The 19,040-nt window shown below is 63.6% G+C and carries 17 protein-coding genes; 11 read left to right on the plus strand and 6 right to left on the minus strand.

Annotated elements, in window-relative coordinates; genetic code table 11:
• The first annotated feature begins 69 nt into the window (after window positions 1-69).
• Both QKW60_RS10310 and QKW60_RS10315 read left to right on the plus strand, forming a co-directional pair.
• On the plus strand, window positions 70-273 hold the full coding sequence (locus QKW60_RS10310; protein ID WP_282368532.1) for a SlyX family protein: 204 nt from the start codon (window positions 70-72) through the stop codon (window positions 271-273).
• Between the two features lie 70 nt (window positions 274-343).
• The gene (locus QKW60_RS10315; protein ID WP_282368534.1) at window positions 344-1,417 is read left to right on the plus strand and encodes an AbrB family transcriptional regulator; all 1,074 of its coding nucleotides are present in this window, start codon (window positions 344-346) and stop codon (window positions 1,415-1,417) included.
• Between the two features lie 21 nt (window positions 1,418-1,438).
• Here QKW60_RS10315 and QKW60_RS10320 read toward each other — a convergent pair whose 3' ends face one another.
• The 3 genes from QKW60_RS10320 to QKW60_RS10330 form a co-directional block, all read right to left on the minus strand.
• Entirely contained in the window at window positions 1,439-2,062 is a 624-nt protein-coding gene (locus QKW60_RS10320) for a DUF1638 domain-containing protein (protein ID WP_419762675.1), read from the minus strand.
• Window positions 2,062-2,235: a hypothetical protein gene (locus QKW60_RS10325; protein ID WP_282368537.1), complete on the minus strand. Its 174-nt coding sequence runs from the start codon at window positions 2,233-2,235 to the stop codon at window positions 2,062-2,064. The genes QKW60_RS10320 and QKW60_RS10325 overlap by 1 nt, the downstream gene beginning before the upstream one ends.
• Before the next feature lie 121 nt (window positions 2,236-2,356).
• Complete coding sequence (locus QKW60_RS10330; protein WP_282368539.1) at window positions 2,357-3,058, minus strand: corrinoid protein; 702 nt, start codon at window positions 3,056-3,058, stop codon at window positions 2,357-2,359.
• A 165-nt stretch (window positions 3,059-3,223) separates the two neighbouring features.
• Between QKW60_RS10330 and QKW60_RS10335 the strand changes: the two genes are divergently transcribed.
• A complete protein-coding gene (locus QKW60_RS10335) occupies window positions 3,224-4,306 on the plus strand; it encodes a PA0069 family radical SAM protein (protein ID WP_282368540.1) in 1,083 nt (360 codons plus the stop codon).
• A 115-nt stretch (window positions 4,307-4,421) separates the two neighbouring features.
• Here QKW60_RS10335 and bmt read toward each other — a convergent pair whose 3' ends face one another.
• Both bmt and QKW60_RS10345 read right to left on the minus strand, forming a co-directional pair.
• Window positions 4,422-5,435 (minus strand): betaine--homocysteine S-methyltransferase, encoded by a 1,014-nt coding sequence (bmt, locus tag QKW60_RS10340; protein ID WP_282368541.1) that lies wholly within the window; start codon window positions 5,433-5,435, stop codon window positions 4,422-4,424.
• Window positions 5,436-5,675: 240 nt separating this feature from the next.
• Window positions 5,676-5,990, minus strand: a complete 315-nt coding sequence (locus QKW60_RS10345) for a DUF1476 domain-containing protein (RefSeq protein WP_282368543.1) — start codon at window positions 5,988-5,990, stop codon at window positions 5,676-5,678.
• Between the two features lie 169 nt (window positions 5,991-6,159).
• Between QKW60_RS10345 and purC the strand changes: the two genes are divergently transcribed.
• From purC to QKW60_RS10365, 4 genes are all read left to right on the plus strand, one after another.
• Complete coding sequence (purC, locus tag QKW60_RS10350) at window positions 6,160-6,921, plus strand: phosphoribosylaminoimidazolesuccinocarboxamide synthase (RefSeq protein ID WP_282368545.1); 762 nt, start codon at window positions 6,160-6,162, stop codon at window positions 6,919-6,921.
• Between the two features lie 14 nt (window positions 6,922-6,935).
• Window positions 6,936-7,175 (plus strand): phosphoribosylformylglycinamidine synthase subunit PurS, encoded by a 240-nt coding sequence (gene purS / locus QKW60_RS10355; RefSeq protein ID WP_263738448.1) that lies wholly within the window; start codon window positions 6,936-6,938, stop codon window positions 7,173-7,175.
• Between the two features lie 98 nt (window positions 7,176-7,273).
• The gene (locus QKW60_RS10360) at window positions 7,274-8,188 is read left to right on the plus strand and encodes a DMT family transporter (protein ID WP_282368547.1); all 915 of its coding nucleotides are present in this window, start codon (window positions 7,274-7,276) and stop codon (window positions 8,186-8,188) included.
• Window positions 8,189-8,235: 47 nt separating this feature from the next.
• Window positions 8,236-9,279, plus strand: coding sequence for a zinc-dependent alcohol dehydrogenase family protein (locus tag QKW60_RS10365; RefSeq protein ID WP_282368549.1), 1,044 nt, complete (start codon window positions 8,236-8,238; stop codon window positions 9,277-9,279).
• 70 nt (window positions 9,280-9,349) lie between these two features.
• On the opposite strand, the gene QKW60_RS10370 is transcribed toward QKW60_RS10365, so the two are convergent.
• Entirely contained in the window at window positions 9,350-10,945 is a 1,596-nt protein-coding gene (locus tag QKW60_RS10370; protein WP_282368551.1) for a SulP family inorganic anion transporter, read from the minus strand.
• 823 nt (window positions 10,946-11,768) lie between these two features.
• Here QKW60_RS10370 and purQ point away from each other — a divergent pair.
• The 4 genes from purQ (at window position 11,769) to QKW60_RS10390 (ending at window position 18,864) form a co-directional block, all read left to right on the plus strand.
• Complete coding sequence (purQ, locus tag QKW60_RS10375) at window positions 11,769-12,437, plus strand: phosphoribosylformylglycinamidine synthase subunit PurQ (RefSeq protein WP_282368553.1); 669 nt, start codon at window positions 11,769-11,771, stop codon at window positions 12,435-12,437.
• A 47-nt stretch (window positions 12,438-12,484) separates the two neighbouring features.
• On the plus strand, window positions 12,485-14,314 hold the full coding sequence (locus QKW60_RS10380; protein WP_282368555.1) for a sensor histidine kinase: 1,830 nt from the start codon (window positions 12,485-12,487) through the stop codon (window positions 14,312-14,314).
• An 11-nt stretch (window positions 14,315-14,325) separates the two neighbouring features.
• Window positions 14,326-15,657 (plus strand): sigma-54-dependent transcriptional regulator, encoded by a 1,332-nt coding sequence (locus QKW60_RS10385; protein WP_282368556.1) that lies wholly within the window; start codon window positions 14,326-14,328, stop codon window positions 15,655-15,657.
• 444 nt (window positions 15,658-16,101) lie between these two features.
• The gene (locus QKW60_RS10390) at window positions 16,102-18,864 is read left to right on the plus strand and encodes an Rne/Rng family ribonuclease (RefSeq protein ID WP_282368557.1); all 2,763 of its coding nucleotides are present in this window, start codon (window positions 16,102-16,104) and stop codon (window positions 18,862-18,864) included.
• Window positions 18,865-19,040: the final 176 nt, after the last annotated feature.

The following is a 19,040-nucleotide window of genomic DNA, read 5'->3' on the forward strand; positions in this document are numbered from 1 at the left end:
GCGAAACGTCGGCATTCTGTCGGCAAAACGTATGGCAGGCGTATGGCGCATGCCGGGAAGCGAGGACGGATGGACAGGCTGGAGAAGGCAGAGGAAGAGATCGCGCATCTTCGCCGCGCGGTTGATGACATGTCGGATGTGATCGCGGGGCAGGCGCGCGAGATCGACCTGTTGACCCGCCGCGTGGCGCTCTTGCTGGAACGCGCGGCGGAGGCGGAGGCCGAGGCGTCGGGGGGCATCCCGCTCGCCGATCAGAAGCCGCCGCATTGGTGAGGGGCGCGGACAGGTTCATGTCAGGATCGGGGGCGAGAAGAGGCGTGACGACAGCCAAGCCCGGTTCCGCATGACGCCCCGCCTCACTTCGTTTTTCGGCGCACCGCATTGGCCGACGGTGGTTCTGACCTATGTTCTGGGCTTTGCCGGGGGCTTTGTCGCGAAGGCCCTGCATCTGCCGCTGCCGATGCTCCTCGGTTCGCTTCTGGCTGTGGGGGCGGCGGCGATTGCCGGATTGAAGCCCTTGGGTCATCTGCCGCAGGCACCGCAGAAAATCCGGATGCTGGTCATCCCGATTATCGGCATCGCCATTGGCGGGGCCGCGCGGCCGGAGATTGTCGGGGAAGCCGCGCATTGGCTGCCCTCACTCGCTGCGCTCTGCGTCTTCATCCCGCTGGTGCATTACCTCGGCTTCCAACTGCTGACGGCGACGGGGAGGGTAGACCGGGTGACCGCGCTCTATGCCACCGCGCCCGGGGGCCTCGTCGAGACCGTGCAGATGGGCGAGGAGGCGGGGGCGGATATCCAAATGCTGGCGATGCTGCAATTCCTGCGGCTCATTCTGACCATCGTTCTGGTGCCGGTCGCCTTTTCGCTGATGGAGGGCCATGCGGTGGGGTCCGCCGGAGGGGCGGCTGTGGCCGGTGCGCCGTTACATGCACTGGATGTGGCGATCCTGACCGTCTGCGCCGTTGTGGGGGCCATCGTCGGCCTGCGTCTGCGCCTGCCTGCCGGTCATGTGCTGGGGCCGATCCTCCTTTCGGCAGCGGCCCATATGGCGGGCTGGACGGAGGGTGTGCCGCCCGGCTGGATGCTGGCGGCGGCGCAGGTAGTGATCGGCACGTCGCTGGGGGTACGCTTTGCGGGTATGCCGAAAGGGCGGATTCTGGTGGCCCTGCGCCTCGCCGTGATGAATTCCATTGTGACGATCGGCGGGGCGGTCCTCTTCTCTGTCGCCCTTGCGCCGGTCGCGGGCGAGCCGGTGCGCGCGGTCTTTCTGGCCTTTGCGCCGGGCGGGCTGGTGGAAATGGGGCTGATCGCGCTCAGCCTGAAGATGTCGATCCTCTACGTGACCGCGCATCACCTTCTCAGGATCATCCTGTCGGTGAGCGTGGCGCGCTGGTTCGGCAGTCGGATCGGATGACGGATACCCCAGCCCCGGCGGTTACAACTTTGCCAGTTCCGTCTTCAGGTCGCCGTAACCGGTGAAGCGGCGTTCATAGGCGAGACCAAGGCGTTTCGCGCAATCCTCGGCCTTGGCGTCGAGTGCCGGGTCTTCGGTCTGGGCCTGATAGACGAGTTTCTCGTAATTGCCGAAATACATGTCCCTGAGTTCGGGGTGCCGGTCGAGCCCCATCGGTTTCCAGACGAAGGCGTCGAACTGACGGACGAGGAAATCGGTGAGATAGAAGGCGGTAAACTCTTCGCGCGCGGCGAAGGTGTTGTTGCCCTCGAAGAAGGAATAACAATGCGGACCGGGGATCATTTCGACGCCCAGTTCACGACAACGCTGTTCCAACAGGCCGCCCGTGCCGCAATCGGCATAAACGACAAAGATGTCGTCATAGGAGTCGCGGTGCTTTTCCACCGACTCGGTCACGGCCTCGGTAATCTTGTCCGGCCAGAGGTGGTATTTAGCGGGCAGGCAGGTGAGGTCGAGATGGGTCCAGCCGTTGGCCTCTTTCAGATCGACGATCTCGCGCGCGAGCGCGCCGCAGGCGATCAGCAGGATACGGCCCTTATGCGCAGGACCGATGCCTTCCTCGGTCAGGACCGTATCGGAGGGGATCACGACTTGCCCCCCAGAAACCGTACGAGAAGCGCGAGCGCCATCAGCGCCGCGCCGGCCATCGCCGCGACGGCAGGCGGGACAACGCCGGATGCATTCAACGCAAAGGCTGCGGCCACCGTCAGCGCGGCAGCGCCGAGAACGAGGACGAGGATCACCAAGAAGCGTGGCATGGCCGTTATCTCCCTTCCCGTTCTATCTGTGTCCCCCGAGGCCGGATGTGAAGCGGCCGGAAAGAAAAAGGCCCCGCAAGGCACTATGCCTGCGGGGCCGACAGGAAGCATGTCCCAGAACTCAGCCTGCGGCGAGCTTGTTGTGCTTGCGCGACATGAAGTCCTTTGCGGTCTGCACGGCAACGGCGGCGTCGCGGCAATAGGCGTCGGCACCGATGGCCTTGCCGAATTCCTCGTTCAGCGGCGCGCCGCCCACGAGAACGATGAAGTCCTCGCGCATGCCCTTTTCCTTCATCGTGTCGATCACGACTTTCATGTAGGGCATCGTGGTGGTCAGCAGGGCGGACATGCCGAGGATGTCGGCATCTTCGCGCTCCAGCGCCGAGATGTAGTTTTCGACCGGGTTGTTGATGCCGATATCGACGACTTCGAAACCGGCACCTTCCATCATCATGCCGACGAGGTTCTTGCCGATGTCGTGAATGTCGCCTTTGACGGTGCCGATCACCATCTTGCCGACCTTCGGTGCGCCGGTTTCGGCCAGAAGCGGCTTCAGGATCGCCATGCCGGCCTTCATCGCGTTGGCGGCAAGCAAAACTTCCGGCACGAAGAGGATACCGTCGCGGAAGTCGGCGCCGACGATGGTCATCCCGGCGACCAGAGCCTTGGTCAGGACGTCATAGGGCGCCCAGCCACGGTCGAGGAGAATGCGCACGCCCTCTTCGATCTCTTCCTTGAGACCGTCGTAGAGGTCGTCGTGCATCTGAAGCACAAGCTCTTCGTCATCGAGCTCGGAAAGGATGATGTCTTCTTCGTCGGCCATCGCATGTCTCCTGGCGGTTCTTGCGCCCGTAATGCGTCCAATGTTGCCACATCACTTGGCGATTTGCGACATAGCCCGCGCATTCGGCGACAGAGAGCGACAAGGTGGCGGTAACGGTGGTGGTGGTGCTTGATTAATGTTCTCTAAATGTTCTAATCTCGCGCCATGCCCCTGCCGCCCCCAGATCCCTTTCTGCGCCTGAAGGCGCGTGGCGCCGTGACCAATGCGGCGGGCCGGTTCGAGCCCTATGCACGGGTGGCGGAAAACGACGGCTGGGACATCGCCGAGGAGGAGCGGGTGGCGCGGACCGAGGTCAGCGAGGAACGTCCGCGTTCGGTGATCAATCCGGTGACCTCGCCCGATCTGAATTTCGACCGTTCCGTCAATGCTTACCGGGGCTGCGAACACGGCTGTATCTATTGCTACGCTCGGCCAAGTCACGGCTATCTCGGACTGTCGGCGGGGCTCGATTTCGAGACGAAGCTGGTGGCGCGGCCGACGGCGCCGGAGGTGCTGGAACGGGAACTGGGCCGCAAGTCCTATCGGGTCGCGCCGATCGCCATCGGCACCAATACCGACCCCTATCAGCCGATCGAACAGCGATACCGGATCACGCGGCGGATGCTGGAGGTTCTGTCGGCGTGGAATCACCCGGTGACAATCATCACGCGGGGGGCGCTGATCGAGCGCGATCTGGATGTTTTAAGCGACATGGCGCGGCGGCGGCTGGTGCAGGTCGGGGTTTCGGTGACGACACTTGACGCGCGCCTTGCCCGGCGGATGGAACCGAGGGCACCCGCGCCGGAGAGGCGGCTGGCGATGATCCGGGCCTTGTCCGGGGCAGGAGTGCCGGTCCGGGTGATGGTTTCCCCCGTGATCCCGGTTCTGACCGAACCGGAGATGGAGCGCATCCTGACCGCCGCCAAGGAAGCGGGGGCCGGGGCGGCAAGCTGGATACTCTTGCGCCTGCCGCATGAGGTGGCGGAGCTTTTCCGCGACTGGCTGAAACGGGTCGAGCCGGGAAGGGCGGGTCATGTCATGAACCGCCTGCGCGAGATGCGGGGCGGCAAGGACTATGATCCCGACTTTGACCGGCGAATGCGGGGCGAGGGGCTGCATGCCGACCTTATCGCGCATCGCTTCGCGATTGCCACGAAACGGCTTGGTCTGGCGCATGACCTGCCCGACCTCGACTGTTCCGCCTTTGCCCCGCCGATGAGGCCCGGAGATCAGCTTTCACTCTTTTGACGCGCCTTATCGGGCGTGCTTGCACCCTCGAAGGCGCGTGCCCGGCTGATGCCCGGCGACCTCCGGCGGGAGTGTTTTTAAACGGAAGAAGAACAAAGGTGTCCGGTCGCCTGGCTCAGCCGCGGCGGCGGCCGCGGCGTTCGCGGCCGGGGGCCTCATCGTCGCCGGTGCCGTCCGAGGCCGAGGAGAAGCCGCCGAGCTTTGCGGCGATCTCGTCGAGCGTCGGGCGGGGCCCGCGCGGGCGGGTTTCAAGCGCCTTGCGCATCGCGGCGAGATGTTCGGGCATCGTGCCGCAGCAGCCGCCGATGATCGTGGCGCCCGCATCCCGCGCAAGCACTGCATATTCTGCCATCAGGTCCGGCGTGCCGTCGTAATGGATATGGCCGTCATGGTATTTCGGGATGCCGGCATTGCCCTTGGCGATGATCGGGCGTTCCGGGCCAGCGGCGACGAAGCCGAGCACGGTGCGCATAAGGTCAGCCGCCCCCACGCCGCAATTGGCGCCGAAAGCGATCGGCGGGTTGGGCAGCTTTTCGACCATCGCCGCCATCGCGGCCGACGTCATGCCCATCATCGTGCGCCCCGCCGTGTCGAAGCTCATCGTGCCGCACCAGGGCATTCCAGCCTTTCCACAGGCCTCGGCGGCGGCGGCGTATTCCTCGGGCGCGCTGATCGTCTCGACCCAAAGGACATCGGCACCGCCCTCTTTAAGCCCCTCGGCCTGTTCGTGGAACATCTCGACCGCGATCTCATGGGTCAGCGAGCCCATCGGCGCCATGATCTCGCCCGTCGGGCCCATGGAGCCTGCGACGATGACGGTGCGGCCTGCCGCATCGGCGATCTCGCGCCCCAGTTCCGCGCCGATCCGGTTCAACTCGCGCACCCGGCTTTGCGCGTTGTGCAGCTTCATCCGGCTGGCATTGCCGCCGAAGGTGTTGGTCAGGAAGATGTCCGACCCGGCATCCACCGCGCTCTTGTAGAGCGTACGGATATTGTCCGGCTTGTCGGTGTTCCACAGTTCCGGTGCCTCACCCGCAGTCAGCCCCATGTTGAAGAGATTGGTGCCGGTCGCGCCGTCGGCCAGCAGCCAGTCGCGCGTCGCCAGAAGGCGGGAAAGCGGATCGCTCATCGGGAAAGCCTTTCATCAATGCCGTGCCAGGGCGGTCACCGCCCCGTTTGCCCCGATGTGCCATTTCGGCGGGCGGTTTTCAAACCGATCTTTCTCATGATGATCGTGAATCCGCCGAAAACGCGACCGGTCCGGGATGCCGCTCATCACCTTGTTCGCAGCATGGATGGGCACAGGGTCACAGGTATGGAACCGCCATGCGGCAGTCCGGACCTTGCGGCGATCAGGGGCGGTCGGGCCTCAGGCCTCGTCCATCAGCTGGCGCTTGGCCTCGATCATCAATTCGACCATCTTGGCGCGGATCGTCTGTTCGCTGGCCGAGGCGCCGAGATCACCGGCGACCTTGCGATACACGTCCTCATCGCCCGCTTCCTCGAAATCGGCGGCGACCACTTCCTTTGCGTAGGCAGCGGCATCGTCGCCTGATTTGCCCATGAGTCCGGCCGCCCAGAGGCCGAGAAGCTTGTTGCGACGCGCTTCGGCCTTGAACTTCATTTCCTCGTCATGAGCGAACTTGTTCTCGAAAGCGTTTTCGCGGTCGTCGAATGTGGTCATGGCTGGGTCCCGTCTGGAAGTGGTCCGTTATTCCTCATATGCCCGCAGCACCCCGGCTCTGCAAGCCCCGAGGCGAACCCCGGGGCCAATGGCTTGCGGCGAATGCCTCGTTGCCCTATAGCGGCGGCAAGATGGGGCGGGGTCTTTCCGCCATACGAACGGAGCTTCCATGGCACGTCGCAAGAAGATCTACGAAGGCAAGGCAAAGATTCTTTATGAAGGCCCTGAGCCCGGCACCTTCGTGCAGTATTTCAAGGACGACGCCACCGCTTTTAATGCGCAGAAGAAGGCGACGATCGAGGGCAAGGGCGTTCTGAACAACCGCCTTTCGGAATATTTCATGACGGGCCTTGCCAATATCGGCATCCCCAACCACTTCATCCGCCGCCTGAATATGCGAGAGCAGCTGATCCGGCAGGTGGAAATCATTCCGCTGGAAGTGATCGTCCGCAATTTCGCGGCCGGGTCGCTGTCGAAGCGTCTGGGCATGGAAGAGGGCACTGCCCTGCCGCGCCCGATCGTCGAATACAGCTACAAGAACGATGCGCTGGGCGATCCGATGGTCAGTGAGGAATATATCCTCGCCTTCGGCTGGGCCAACCAGCAGGACATGGACGATATCGTCTCTATCGCGCTTCGGGTGAACGACTTCCTGTCGGGCGTCTTTTACGGCGTCGGCATCAAGCTGGTGGATTTCAAGATCGAGATTGGCCGCATCTGGGATGGCGATTTCATGCGGCTGATCGTGGCCGATGAGATCAGCCCCGATTCGTGCCGGCTCTGGGACATCAAGACCGGCCAGAAGCTGGATAAGGACGTCTTCCGCCGCGATCTCGGCGATCTGGCCGATGCCTATAGCGAGGTCGCGCGCCGCCTTGGCGTGCTGCCGACGCAGGCCACCCATATGTCGAAACCGACGCTGATCAACTGAAAGGCCCCGATCCGATGAAAGCCCGTGTCCATGTCATGCTGAAGGATGGCGTTCTCGACCCGCAGGGCGAGGCGGTGAAACATGCGCTTGGTACGCTCGGTTTTTCCGGCGTGGAGGGCGTGCGTCAGGGCAAGGTGATCGAGCTGGATCTGGCCGCGACCGACAAGGCGGCGGCCGAGGCCGAGGTCAAGGCGATGTGCGAGAAGCTTCTCGCCAATACCGTGATCGAGAAATACACGGTCGAGATCGCCTGAACGTTGCCCGGGTTTTTCGGCCCGGTGCAATAAAATTGCCTTTCGCATGACCCGGCGCTAGCCTTCTCCGTCGCCAAGCACTGGTGGGGGAAGGGCACATGGCGCAAGGGGATGCTTCGGCCCACGCTGCCGGAAGTCGGTTGCTTGGCCTTTTCTTTATTGTCGTCGCGGCGCTCTTCATCGGGCTCATGCCAAATGCGGCGAAGCTTGCCTATGGCGAGGGGGCTAACCCAATCGCGGTGCTGGTGATCCGTGCGGTTGTCGCCGTCACAGGTCTTGCAGTCTTCCTGCGGATGCGCGGCAATATGCTGTCTATTCCGAGGCCGTTCGTGAAGAGAACCGCGCTCGCTGGCATTGCGATGCTCTTTTCGGCCGGGGGCGGGATGAGCGCGGTCGCCTATATCGACGTCAGTCTGGCGAGCGTGCTGTTCTTCACCTTTCCGTTCTTCGTTGCGGCCGTGAACCACATCCGTGGCCTGACGCGCCTGGGTCGTGCCGAGGTGATCTGCATGATCCTTGCGTTTCTCGGCCTTGCGCTGGCCCTTGGCGTCAGCCTTGAAAACGCGAATCTGACCGGGATCGCCCTTGCCCTTATCTCTTCGCTTGGTATCGCGGTTACGGTTCTTGCCACCACCGATACTTCGATCGCGCTCGGTGCCGTACGGGCAAATCTTCATATGACCCTGTGGGCGGGGGCATATTTCATTCTACTCGCGGTTCTCGGCCCGCTGACCGGTGCCATGCAGCCGATGCGCTTTCCGGCCAATGCGGCGGGTTGGGGATGGGTTCTTGCTGCGGGCGTCAGCTTCACCCTCGGATACCTCTTCTTTTTCATCGCCGCGACGATCCTCGGTGCGACCAAGGCGTCCGTCCTGTCGATCCTCGAGCCGATCATGATGATCGCCTTCGCTGTCATTCTGGTCGGCGAGACCTTGTCGCCGCTACAGGCCGTTGGCGTGACATTGGTCTTTGGAAGCCTGATCGCCTTCGACCTTGTTCCAAAGCGGGCGTGATCTGTGCATGGTCGCGCCAAAATCACCGGAACCGGAGAGATTCGCCCATGCGTGCGGCCGTTCTGACCAAATTTCGTGCGCCACTTGAACTGGCATCCGTTCCCGACCCGGATTGCCCCGAGGACGGGGTTGTCCTGAAGGTGCTGGCCTGCGGTGTCTGCCGGTCGGACTGGCATTCATGGACCGGCTCGGACCCGGACGTTTCGCTGCCGCATGTGCCGGGTCACGAATATTGCGGCGTGGTTGAAGAGGTGGGTGCGCGCGTGACCCGTTGGCGGCGTGGCGACCGCGTCATCGCGCCGTTCATTCTTGCCTGTGGTCAATGCCCGGCTTGTGCGGCGGGGAACCAGACGACCTGCCCGACACAGGTCATTCCCGGTTTCACCCATCCCGGCGCGTTTGCCGAACGCATTGCGGTGCCGCGCGCCGATCACAACCTGACGGCTTTGCCCGAGGCGATGGACCCCGCATTGGCGGCTGCTCTTGGTTGCCGGGTCACGACGGCCTGGCACGGGTTGACGGGCCGCGCAGCGCTTCAGCCGGGCGAATGGCTCGCGGTCTTCGGCAGCGGCGGCGTGGGGCTCTCGGCGCTTCTTCTCGCCAAGGCCATCGGCGCGCGTGTGGTCATGGTCGATGTGGTCGAGGACAAGCTTGCCCATGCAAGCGCCCATGGTGCAGATGCCACAGTCAACGCATCAACCTGTGACGCCCCCGATGCCATCCGCGAGATCACCGGCGGCGGCGCGCATGTCGCGGTCGAAGCGCTGGGGATTGCGGAAACCACCGTAAGCGCCTTGAAATGCCTGCGGAAACTCGGACGCATGGTGCAGATCGGCATGCCCGCCGGAAAGCATATACAGATGACCCTGCCGATGGATGCGGTCTATTCCGGCCAACTTGCCCTCTACGGCACGCGCGGCATGCCCGCCTGGCGCTACCCGAGCCTGCTGAGCCTCATCGAAGCCGGGCAGGTGGACCTTACCCCGCTCATTGCCCGCCGCGTGGCGCTCTCCGATGCCTCGGCGGAGCTTGCCGCCTTCGACGGCCCGACCCCGCCCGGTGTCGCGGTGATCACCGACTTCGCGCGGTAAGCTTCTTCATTGCCGAAATACCCCGGGGTTTGGGGCAGCGCCCCAATCCGGCGGACAAGGCTGGGCCGGGTCAGTGACCCCCCAGAACCCCGGCCTTCACGTCGTAATCCACTGCGATGCCGTAATCGGGGTCATCCTCGCTATCGACCATCAACTGACCGGCACGATTGAGAAGCGCGTGGCAATCGCGGCTGAGATGGCGCAGGACCAGTGTCTTTCCCTGCGCCTCGTAACGCGCGGCCAAGGCTTCGATCGCGGCAAGGGCGGACTGGTCGGCGACGCGGCTGCCATCGAAATCCACGATGACGCGATCGGGGTCGGTCTCGGGCGCGAAGATCTCGGAAAACCCGTCGGTGGAGCCAAAGAACAGGGGGCCCTCGATCCGGTAAACCTTGGCGCCGTCCTCCTCAGCCGTCGTCGCATGGATGCGTTTGGCGTTCTGCCAGGCATAGGCCAGCGCCGAGACGATGACACCGGCGACGACGGCGGTCGCAAGGTCGGTTGCGACCGTGATCGCGGTCACAAGAACGATCACCACCGCATCGACGCGCGGCACCTTCCTGAGCACCCGGAAGCTCTGCCAGGCGAAGGTGCCGATGACGACCATGAACATGACGCCGACAAGGGCTGCGAGCGGGATCTGTTCGATGAGCGGCGAGGCGAAGAGGATGAAGGAAAGAAGGAAGAGGGCTGCGGCGACCGCAGCGACCCGTGTGCGCCCCCCCGAGGTCACGTTGATCATCGACTGGCCGATCATCGCGCAGCCGCCCATGCCGCCGAAGAAGCCGGTCACGGTGTTGGCGATGCCTTGCGCCACGCATTCCTGGCTCGCGCCACCGCGTTTGCCTGTGATTTCCCCCACGAGGTTCAGTGTCAGAAGGCTCTCGATCAGGCCGATGGCGGCAAGGATCACCGAATAGGGCAGGATGATCTTCAGCGTTTCCATGCTGAAGGGCACGGTGGGCAGGTGGAAGGCGGGCAGGCCGCCCTTGATGGAGGCGAGATCGCCCACGCGCGGCACCTCGATGCCGAAACCGATGACAAGTGCCGCGACGATGCCGATCCCGGCCAAGGGCGCGGGGATGGCACGGGTCAGGCGCGGCATCACCCAGATGATCGCCATCGTGGCGGCAACGAGCGCCAGCATGGTGACCAGGGGCCAGCCCGTCATCCAGACATGGCCGCCAGCACCATCCGGCAGGCGGAACTGTTCCAACTGGGCAAGACCGATCACGATAGCCAGTCCGTTGACGAAACCGAGCATCACCGGATGCGGCACAAGGCGGATGAACTTGCCGAGCTTCAGAAGCCCGGCGGCGATCTGTATGAGCCCCATCAGGACAACGGCGGCAAAGAGGTATTCGACCCCGTGATCCGCGACGAGGCTGACCATGACCACCGCGAGCGCCCCGGTCGCGCCCGAGATCATGCCCGGCCGCCCGCCGATCAGCGCGGTAATGAGACCCACGAGGAAAGCAGCATAGAGCCCGACAAGCGGATGGACGCCCGCGACGAAGGCAAAGGCCACCGCCTCGGGCACCAGCGCCAGCGCCACGGTAAGGCCGGAAAGCAGTTCGGTCCGGAGGGCTGAGGCCGAATGCGGAAAGGCCGGAGCATGGTGCGGCGACACGGCAGCGGCAAAGGCCGCGAGCGCGGAGCGGGTCATCGGGAAACCTCGGGGATTGGGTCTGTTCGCGGCGGCCCGTGTAACCGCATCCGGCCCGGAACGAAACCCCGAAGGGTAATCCTGCTGCGTTTCACCCGGAAGCCGGGATGCCGCACGGGAGGAGTGTCGAAAAATTTGTCTTCATGGTGGAACGTTCGAAGATCAGGCTATGTCGCCAGACCGTGTGGGTCCGGATCGAGCCCTTATTGGGCGTTGGCAACTCAAAGGCCTGCTAGTGTCATATAATCACTGCGCACTTCAGCGGTTACACACCGGTTGCGCTGAGCATCATGCAATATCTTGCCCCCGTTCAGAGGCTTAGGCGCCGCCCTCAACCTCTATGTATAATTCGATCGGATCGATCACAGTGTGTTGGGCCTTGCTCACTGCGGCCTCTGATGATCCAAGTATGGCCTTCATCTTGTCAAGATCGACGCCTTCAAAGACAATCGAGACCCTATCTTGATCCGAGTGCTTGAATATTCGGTGGCCAGAACAGAAGCCGGAGAAGATTTTTGTACGTACTTCTCCTCCGCCTAACCATGTGTGCATGTTCCCAACCGCGTGAGTTACGACAACCGTAGTCATGTTGACTCCATGAGTTTCTGCCGTGCTTTGTCTGTGCCGCGGCGACGTTCAATCTAACAGGCCTTATCGAATATCCCTACAACTTCCGGAAAGTCCGCTTCGTCTGCTTTGCGGACCTGCAGGGTTTTGCGGTATGGCCAAGGTTTGACCCGGTTTGTTGAGTAAGTCCCATCTGGAATGTCGCGCGGCTTTGCGTTATGGGCCGGGGCAGAACGAGGCCCGAGGAGATTGCCCCATGAAAGCCGCCGTCATCACCTTCCCCGGATCGAACTGCGACCGCGATCTGGCCGTCGCCTTCGAACGCGCCGGAGCCGAGGTCGTGAAGGTCTGGCACAAGGACAGCGAACTGCCCAAGGGCACCGATATCGTCGGCATTCCGGGCGGCTTTTCCTTCGGCGACTACCTGCGCTGCGGCGCGATTGCGGCGCAGTCGCCGGTCGCGGCTTCGGTCAAGGCTTTCGCCGAAAAGGGCGGGTATGTCATCGGCATCTGCAACGGTTTTCAGGTTCTGACCGAAACCGGTCTGCTGCCCGGTGCGCTTTTGCGGAACGCCACGCTGAAATATGTCTGCAAGGCGCTCGACCTGAAGGTTGCCACCACCGACAGCGCCTATACAGCCGGCTGGACGAAGGGGCAGACGATCCGCATCCCGATCGCCCATCACGACGGCAACTACACGATCGACGAGGACGGGCTGAACCGCATGAAGGGCGAGGACCGCATCGCCTTCACCTATGTCGAGAACCCGAACGGGGCCACGGCCGACATCGCGGGTGTCCTCTCGGCCAACCGCCGGGTCCTTGGCATGATGCCGCACCCCGAGCGTATGGCCGAGGCCGCGCATGGCGGGTCCGACGGATCGGTGCTTTTCCGCTCGCTCATGGACGCGATGGCGCTGAGCTGAGTGGCGGTGCTTGAGGCCTGGGGGCGCTGGGCTTACACTTGGGCATAATGTCAGAGGAAAAGGCCCGCATCGTCTTTCCTGCCGCAGCCACCGGCACCACGCCCCCCGCATCTGAGGAGGGCGATAGTCAACTGTCGCGGCGCCGTTTCGTGTCGATCCGCAATCCCTGGTGGCTGCGCCTGATCGTGCTGACGCTGATTGCGGGCGCGGTGGCGGTGATCTGGGTCACGAACTCGTTCCTTGGCGACCGTTTTACCGAAACGACGCGCAACCGCGCCGAGGTGCGGCTGGCTCTCTATACCGGCCATATCCTCAGCGAATTGCAGCGAACCTCGGTCGTGCCTCTTCTTCTGGCGCGCGATCCGCAGTTGATTTCGGCGCTCAACTCCTCGGAGTTTTCCAGCACGTCGCAGAACCTGATCTCGGCCCAGACCGAGATTGGCGCGGCGTCGATCCTGCTTCTGGATGCAAGCGGACGCACGGTCGCCGCGACAGACCGGACCCAGATCGGCACGAATTTCGGGTCGGCCCCGCAATTCGTGAACGCGCAGCGGTCCAAGGATACGGTTTTTACGGTGGGTGAGCGCGCGACCGGTGGTTATGACTTCAGCTATTCTCGCGCGGTCCTGTCGGACAACCGGCTGGTCGGCGTCATTGTCGTCGGCGCCGAACTGGCCAAGTTCGAGCGGGTCTGGGCCGGGATTTCCGATGCCGTCGCGGTCGTGAACAGCGAAAACCGGGTGATCCTGTCGACGGAACCGCGCTGGCGCGGTCTGCCGATTGGCGAGGCGCTGGCGGTGCGCCCGGCACCCTCGGCCATTGCCCGGGCGTTCCAGGCGACGACGGACTGGGCCAACGACCCGCCTGATGCCTATATCCGCGGCGAGGCCGTGATGCGTAACGAGGCCCGCATTCCGTTCCGGGGCTGGAAGCTGATCAGCTTCACCACCTACGATTCGATCCGGGAGAAAGTGAACGCTTTCCTCGCGCTGGAAATCATGGTCTTCGCGGTGCTGCTCTCACTGATATTTTACCTGCTCTCGCGCAGGGCCCGGCGTCAATCCGCCGTTGCACGGCGGGAATCTGCCGATCTGAGGCAGCTAAATGCCCGTCTTCAGCAGGTGATCGCTGAGCGCGAGAAGGTCCGCAAAGACCTTGAAGTGGCCGAACAGACGCTGGCGCAATCCTCGAAACTCGCCGCTCTGGGCGAGATGTCGGCTGCGGTGAGCCATGAACTGAACCAGCCGCTCGCGGCGATGAAGACCTATCTCGCGGGGGCGCGTCTTCTGTTGCAGCGCCGCCGGGCGGAAGAGGCGCTGTCATCTTTTCAGCGCATCGACGATCTGATCGAACGCATGGGCGCGATCACACGGCAATTGAAAAGCTATGCCCGCAAGGGTGGTGAAGCCTTTGAGCCTGTCGATGTAAGGTCTTGTATTTCATCGGCTTTGTCGATGATGGAGCCGACGCTTCGGACAAGGTCGGTGCGCATCACGCGGATGCTGACCCGCGAAAGCGTGGTGGTGATGGCCGACCGTGTGCGGCTGGAACAGGTGATCATCAACCTTCTGAGAAATGCGCTCGACGCGACGCGGCAGAGCGCTGATCCCGAGATCGAGATCATCCTGACGGCGGGCGAGACGGTGACGCTTGCGGTCCGCGACAATGGTCACGGGATCGACGATCTCGAAAACCTCTTTGAGCCTTTCTACACCACCAAGAAGCCCGGAGAGGGGGTTGGACTGGGGCTGGCCATTTCGTCCGGGATCGTGAAAGACCTTGGCGGGCGCCTCACGGCGCGAAACGCAGCAGGGGGCGGGGCTGTATTCGAGGTACAGCTCCCCATATTGACCGGGAAGACGCAGGCAGCGGAGTGAAGAGGTAGTTCATGGCACGCGCGATGAAAGTGGCGATCGTCGATGACGAACAGGACATGCGGCAGTCGATCAGCCAGTGGCTGGCCCTGTCGGGGTTCGACACCGAGACCTTTGCCTGCGCGGAAGATGCGCTGAAGGCGATCGGATCGGATTATCCCGGGGTCGTGGTGTCGGATATCAAGATGCCGGGCATGGACGGGATGGCGTTCCTCAAGCGTCTGATGAGCGTTGATAGCGGGCTGCCCGTGGTGATGATCACTGGCCATGGCGATGTGCCGATGGCGGTGGAGGCGATGCGGGTTGGGGCCTATGATTTCCTTGAAAAGCCGTTCAATCCCGACCGCATGACCGAACTTGCGAAACGCGCGAGCCAGGCTCGACGCATGACGCTCGACAACCGGGCGCTCAGGAAGGAACTGAGCGACGGCACCACGATCATGAAGAAACTGATCGGCAATTCCCCGGCGATGGAGCGGTTGCGCGAGGATATCCTCGACCTCGGTCAGGCCGATGGCCATGTGCTGATCGATGGCGAGACCGGGACCGGCAAGACGCTGGTCGCCCATGCTCTGCATGCGGTGGGGCCGCGGGCGGGCAAGAAATTCTCGGTCCTGTCCTGTGCGGCCTATTCGGAAGACCAGCTCGGCACGCGGCTTTTCGGACCGATGGAGGAGGGTGGGCAGATCCCGCTCGTCGAGGAGGCGCGCGGCGGTACGCTGGTGCTGGAGGATGTCGAGGCGCTGAGCCAGCCTTTGCAGGCGCGGCTCCTGACCTTCATTAACGATCAGGGCACCCCGGCCGAGACGCGGATCATCGCCATCTGCAACGACCATGAACAGGGCAGGACAGTCGAGGACGCTCTGCGCCCCGACCTCTATTTCCGCCTTGCCGCCCTCAAGATCATGCTGCCACCGCTGCGGTCGCGGGGCGAGGATATCCTGACTCTCTTTACCCGGCTCGCCGAACAGTTCGCCGAGGAATATGGCTGCGATGCGCCGCAGGTGACGGCGCAGGAGGCCGCTCAACTCTTGCAGGCGCCCTGGCCCGGCAATGTCCGCCAGCTTATCAATGTCGCTGAGCGCGCCGTTCTGCAGAACCGGCGCGGCTCGGGCTCCATCGCCTCACTTCTCATGGCCGAGAACGAAGAGGCGGGGCCGGTGATGACGACGGAAGGCAAGCCATTGAAAGACTATGTCGAGAGCTTCGAAAAGATGCTGATCGACAATACGATGCGGCGCCACAAGGGCTCCATCGCGGCGGTGATGGAAGAGCTTTGCCTGCCGCGCCGGACGCTGAACGAGAAGATGGCGAAGTATTCGCTGCAGCGGTCAGATTACCTCTGAGGCGAATGTAAGGTGGGTTTAACCCACCTTGCCTCCGGCCTGCGGCGGCGCACGCCAAATTGGCCATTGTGTTCGACCGGCGTTCCCCGCTAATGTCGCTCCACGTCGATCCGGCGCGTTACCTGCGCCCCGACCCATCAGATTTGCTGCCGTCCTGCGCGCCGGAACCGCACCGGTCCCGGGCAGGGCAATGGCAGGCCGATTGGCCGCAAGGCCGCACATTCGCCCCGTCAGCCGCGTCCGGCCCCGGGGCCCGAGTTGGATGCCGCGAGGCATCCGGGACAGAACCGCGATGAAGCGCGTGAGGACAGAGCAGCGGACCACCGGCAGGCCTTCGGCCGCCGCCCCACTGTGTTCCGCACCGCCTTTCGCATCAGCAATTGAATGCCGTTTGCGTGCCGGCCCGCCAGGGTCCCGGCCGCTTTCTGCGTTCGGAAAGATTACATGGCCAAGAAAATGCTCATCGATGCCACCCACGCGGAAGAGACCCGCGTTGTGGTGGTCGACGGAAACAAGGTTGAGGAATTCGACTTTGAAACCGTCAACAAACGCCAGCTTGCCGGCAATATCTATCTAGCCAAGGTCACGCGGGTCGAACCCTCGCTTCAGGCTGCCTTTGTCGATTACGGCGGCAACCGTCACGGCTTCCTCGCCTTTTCGGAAATCCATCCGGATTATTACCAGATCCCGGTCGCGGACCGGCAGGCGCTTCTGGAAGAAGAGCGTGCCTATGCCGAGGCGCAGGAGGCCGAGGAGAACAACCGGGGCCGTCGCCGCAGCAGGCCGAAACCCAAGTCAAAGGCCGAGAAGGCCCGGTCCGACGACGCGGTGGTCACGAGCGACGATATCCCGGGCATGACCGTGGTCGACCTCGATGACGAGGATGCCGATCAGACGGACGCTACGGACGTGACCGAGACCGTCGAGGACAGTGCTGTGGCGGAGGCCGCACACACGTCCGACACGGCAGCTGCGGCAACGGACAATGACGCCGATGACGGGAACGGCGAGGCCGAGGCCGACGCGCCCTATGTCGCGGCCGACCATGCCTCTGACACCGACGAGGAAATCGAATCGGTTGCAGACGAGGACGTGGCCGAGGAGATCCGTCAGCCGAGGAAGCCCCGCCCGCGTCGCTACAAGATCCAGGAAGTGATCAAGGTCCGGCAGATCATGCTGGTCCAGGTCGTCAAGGAGGAGCGCGGCAACAAGGGTGCGGCGCTGACAACCTATCTGTCGCTTGCAGGCCGCTACTGCGTACTGATGCCGAACACCGCCCGGGGCGGCGGGATCAGCCGCAAGATCACCAATGCCGCCGATCGCAAAAAGCTGAAGGAAATCGCCGGAGAGATCGAGGTGCCACAGGGCGCTGGCCTGATCATCCGCACCGCCGGAAGCCAGCGCACCAAGGCCGAGATCAAGCGCGACTACGAATACCTGATGCGGCTGTGGGAGCAGATCCGCGATCTGACGATGAAGTCGATCGCGCCCGCGCCGATCTACGAGGAAGGCGACCTGATCAAGCGCACGATCCGCGACCTTTACAACAAGGATATCGACGAGGTGCTCGTCGAGGGACCCGAGGGCTATCGCGCGGCCAAGGACTTCATGAAGATGATCATGCCGTCCCACGCCAAGAACGTGAAACACTACCACGAGGGCCTGCCGCTCTTCGCCCGTTATCAGGTCGAAACCTACCTCGCGGCGATGTTCAACCCGACGGTGCAGCTCAAGTCCGGCGGCTATATCGTCATCGGCGTGACCGAGGCGTTGGTCGCCATCGACGTGAACTCGGGCCGGGCGACCAAGGAAGGCTCGATCGAGGAGACCGCGCTCAAGACCAACCTTGAGGCAGCCGAGGAAGTGGCGCGGCAGTTGCGCCTGCGCGACCTCGCGGGCCTGATCGTCATCGACTTCATCGACATGGAGGAGCGCAAGAACAACGCCGCCGTCGAGAAGCGCCTGAAGGAAAAGCTGAAAACCGACCGCGCCCGCATTCAGGTGGGCCGCATCTCGGGCTTCGGCCTTCTGGAGATGAGCCGCCAGCGGCTGCGTCCGGGGATGCTGGAATCGACGACCGCCCCGTGCCCGCATTGTCACGGCACCGGCATCATCCGGTCGGACGACAACCTTGCCCTGCAGATCCTGCGCCAACTGGAGGAAGAAGGGACCCGCAAACGGTCGCGTGAAGTGCTGCTGAAGGCGCCCGTTGCCGTCGTGAACTTCCTCTTCAACCAGAAGCGTGAGCATCTGGCCCAGATCGAGGCGCGTTACGGCATGTCGATCCGGATCGAGGCCGATCCGGCGATGGTCAGCCCCGATTTCTCCATCGAGAAGTTCAAGACCGCGACCCGGGTCGTACCCGAGGCCTCGCCGGTCGTTTCGGTCGATGCGCTGCGTCTGGCCGAGGAGGAAGAGGACGATATCGTCGAAGCCGAGGTCGACGTTGAGGAGGAGGATGACGCTTCCTCCGTTGCGCCCACGGTCACGACCGACGGTGAGGGCGATGCCCCGCGCAAGAAGAAGCGCCGCCGTCGGCGGCGGCGGAAGGGTGGCGGCAATGGCGCAGACGCGGTCCAAAGCGCCGAGCAGGATGGCGACAGCGATGCCGGTGCGGAAGATGCGGATGCGGTGACCGAGACGGCGGCGGAAACTGCGGTGGAACCGGTCGCCGAAGAGGCAGCAGCCGAGAAGCCGAAATCGCGCCGCAGCCGGTCGCGCAAGAAAAAGCCGGAGACCGAAGCCGTGGCGGAACCCGCTGAGGCTGTCGCTACCGGGGAAGCACCGGTCGAGGCCGCGTCCTCCGAGGGGGGCGAGGCCGAAGCGGAGCCCAAGAAAGCCGCGCCGCGCAAGCGTGCGGCGACGGGCCGGAGCCGGGCAAAGAAGCCGACCGAGACCGAAGCCGAGGCAGAACCCGCCCAGGCGGTGGAAGCCGAGGCCGAGCCGAAAAAACCGGCAAAGCCCCGGACCTCACGCAGCCGCAAGGCGGCGGCGAAGCCTGCCGCCGAAGAGGCGCCGGCAGCCGTGGCGGCGGAACCTGCTGCACCGGCAGCGGAAGCGCCCACCAAGCCCAATCACGAACCGGCCCCTGAACCCGTGGCCGCAGAGGCCGGAGCAGCCTTGCAACCCGATCCGCAGATGGCGGAAACGGCTGAGGAAGAAGCCGCGAAGCCCAAGCGGCGCGGTTGGTGGTCGCTCGGGCGATAAGCCTATGACCGTATGACATGAAAAGGCCGGGCAGATCGCCCGGCCTTTCTCTTTGGGTGGGTCAGCAAGTCGCGTTAGTCTGGTTAGCGCCCTTTGCGGACCGAGTGTAATTACCCTCCCAGTTCCGGCTGTGCGTATAAGCGTGAAGAATTTTGGAACAAAACCCTTCATACCGG

It is taken from the genome of Albidovulum aestuarii (assembly GCF_029961185.1).
Taxonomy (GTDB): domain Bacteria; phylum Pseudomonadota; class Alphaproteobacteria; order Rhodobacterales; family Rhodobacteraceae; genus Albidovulum; species Albidovulum aestuarii.

What these genes read in the sequence shown, in the direction of transcription:
- purQ (WP_282368553.1), top strand. Translation starts at nt 11,769, where the DNA reads ATGAAAGCCGCCGTCATCACCTTCCCCGGATCGAACTGCGACCGCGAT.
- QKW60_RS10325 (WP_282368537.1), bottom strand. Translation starts at nt 2,235, where the DNA reads ATGCCACGCTTCTTGGTGATCCTCGTCCTCGTTCTCGGCGCTGCCGCG.
- QKW60_RS10385 (WP_282368556.1), top strand. Translation starts at nt 14,326, where the DNA reads ATGGCACGCGCGATGAAAGTGGCGATCGTCGATGACGAACAGGACATG.
- QKW60_RS10310 (WP_282368532.1), top strand. Translation starts at nt 70, where the DNA reads ATGGACAGGCTGGAGAAGGCAGAGGAAGAGATCGCGCATCTTCGCCGC.
- QKW60_RS10390 (WP_282368557.1), top strand. Translation starts at nt 16,102, where the DNA reads ATGGCCAAGAAAATGCTCATCGATGCCACCCACGCGGAAGAGACCCGC.
- QKW60_RS10345 (WP_282368543.1), bottom strand. Translation starts at nt 5,990, where the DNA reads ATGACCACATTCGACGACCGCGAAAACGCTTTCGAGAACAAGTTCGCT.
- QKW60_RS10380 (WP_282368555.1), top strand. Translation starts at nt 12,485, where the DNA reads ATGTCAGAGGAAAAGGCCCGCATCGTCTTTCCTGCCGCAGCCACCGGC.
- QKW60_RS10315 (WP_282368534.1), top strand. Translation starts at nt 344, where the DNA reads ATGACGCCCCGCCTCACTTCGTTTTTCGGCGCACCGCATTGGCCGACG.
- QKW60_RS10330 (WP_282368539.1), bottom strand. Translation starts at nt 3,058, where the DNA reads ATGGCCGACGAAGAAGACATCATCCTTTCCGAGCTCGATGACGAAGAG.
- QKW60_RS10365 (WP_282368549.1), top strand. Translation starts at nt 8,236, where the DNA reads ATGCGTGCGGCCGTTCTGACCAAATTTCGTGCGCCACTTGAACTGGCA.
- bmt (WP_282368541.1), bottom strand. Translation starts at nt 5,435, where the DNA reads ATGAGCGATCCGCTTTCCCGCCTTCTGGCGACGCGCGACTGGCTGCTG.
- QKW60_RS10370 (WP_282368551.1), bottom strand. Translation starts at nt 10,945, where the DNA reads ATGACCCGCTCCGCGCTCGCGGCCTTTGCCGCTGCCGTGTCGCCGCAC.
- purC (WP_282368545.1), top strand. Translation starts at nt 6,160, where the DNA reads ATGGCACGTCGCAAGAAGATCTACGAAGGCAAGGCAAAGATTCTTTAT.
- purS (WP_263738448.1), top strand. Translation starts at nt 6,936, where the DNA reads ATGAAAGCCCGTGTCCATGTCATGCTGAAGGATGGCGTTCTCGACCCG.
- QKW60_RS10360 (WP_282368547.1), top strand. Translation starts at nt 7,274, where the DNA reads ATGGCGCAAGGGGATGCTTCGGCCCACGCTGCCGGAAGTCGGTTGCTT.
- QKW60_RS10335 (WP_282368540.1), top strand. Translation starts at nt 3,224, where the DNA reads ATGCCCCTGCCGCCCCCAGATCCCTTTCTGCGCCTGAAGGCGCGTGGC.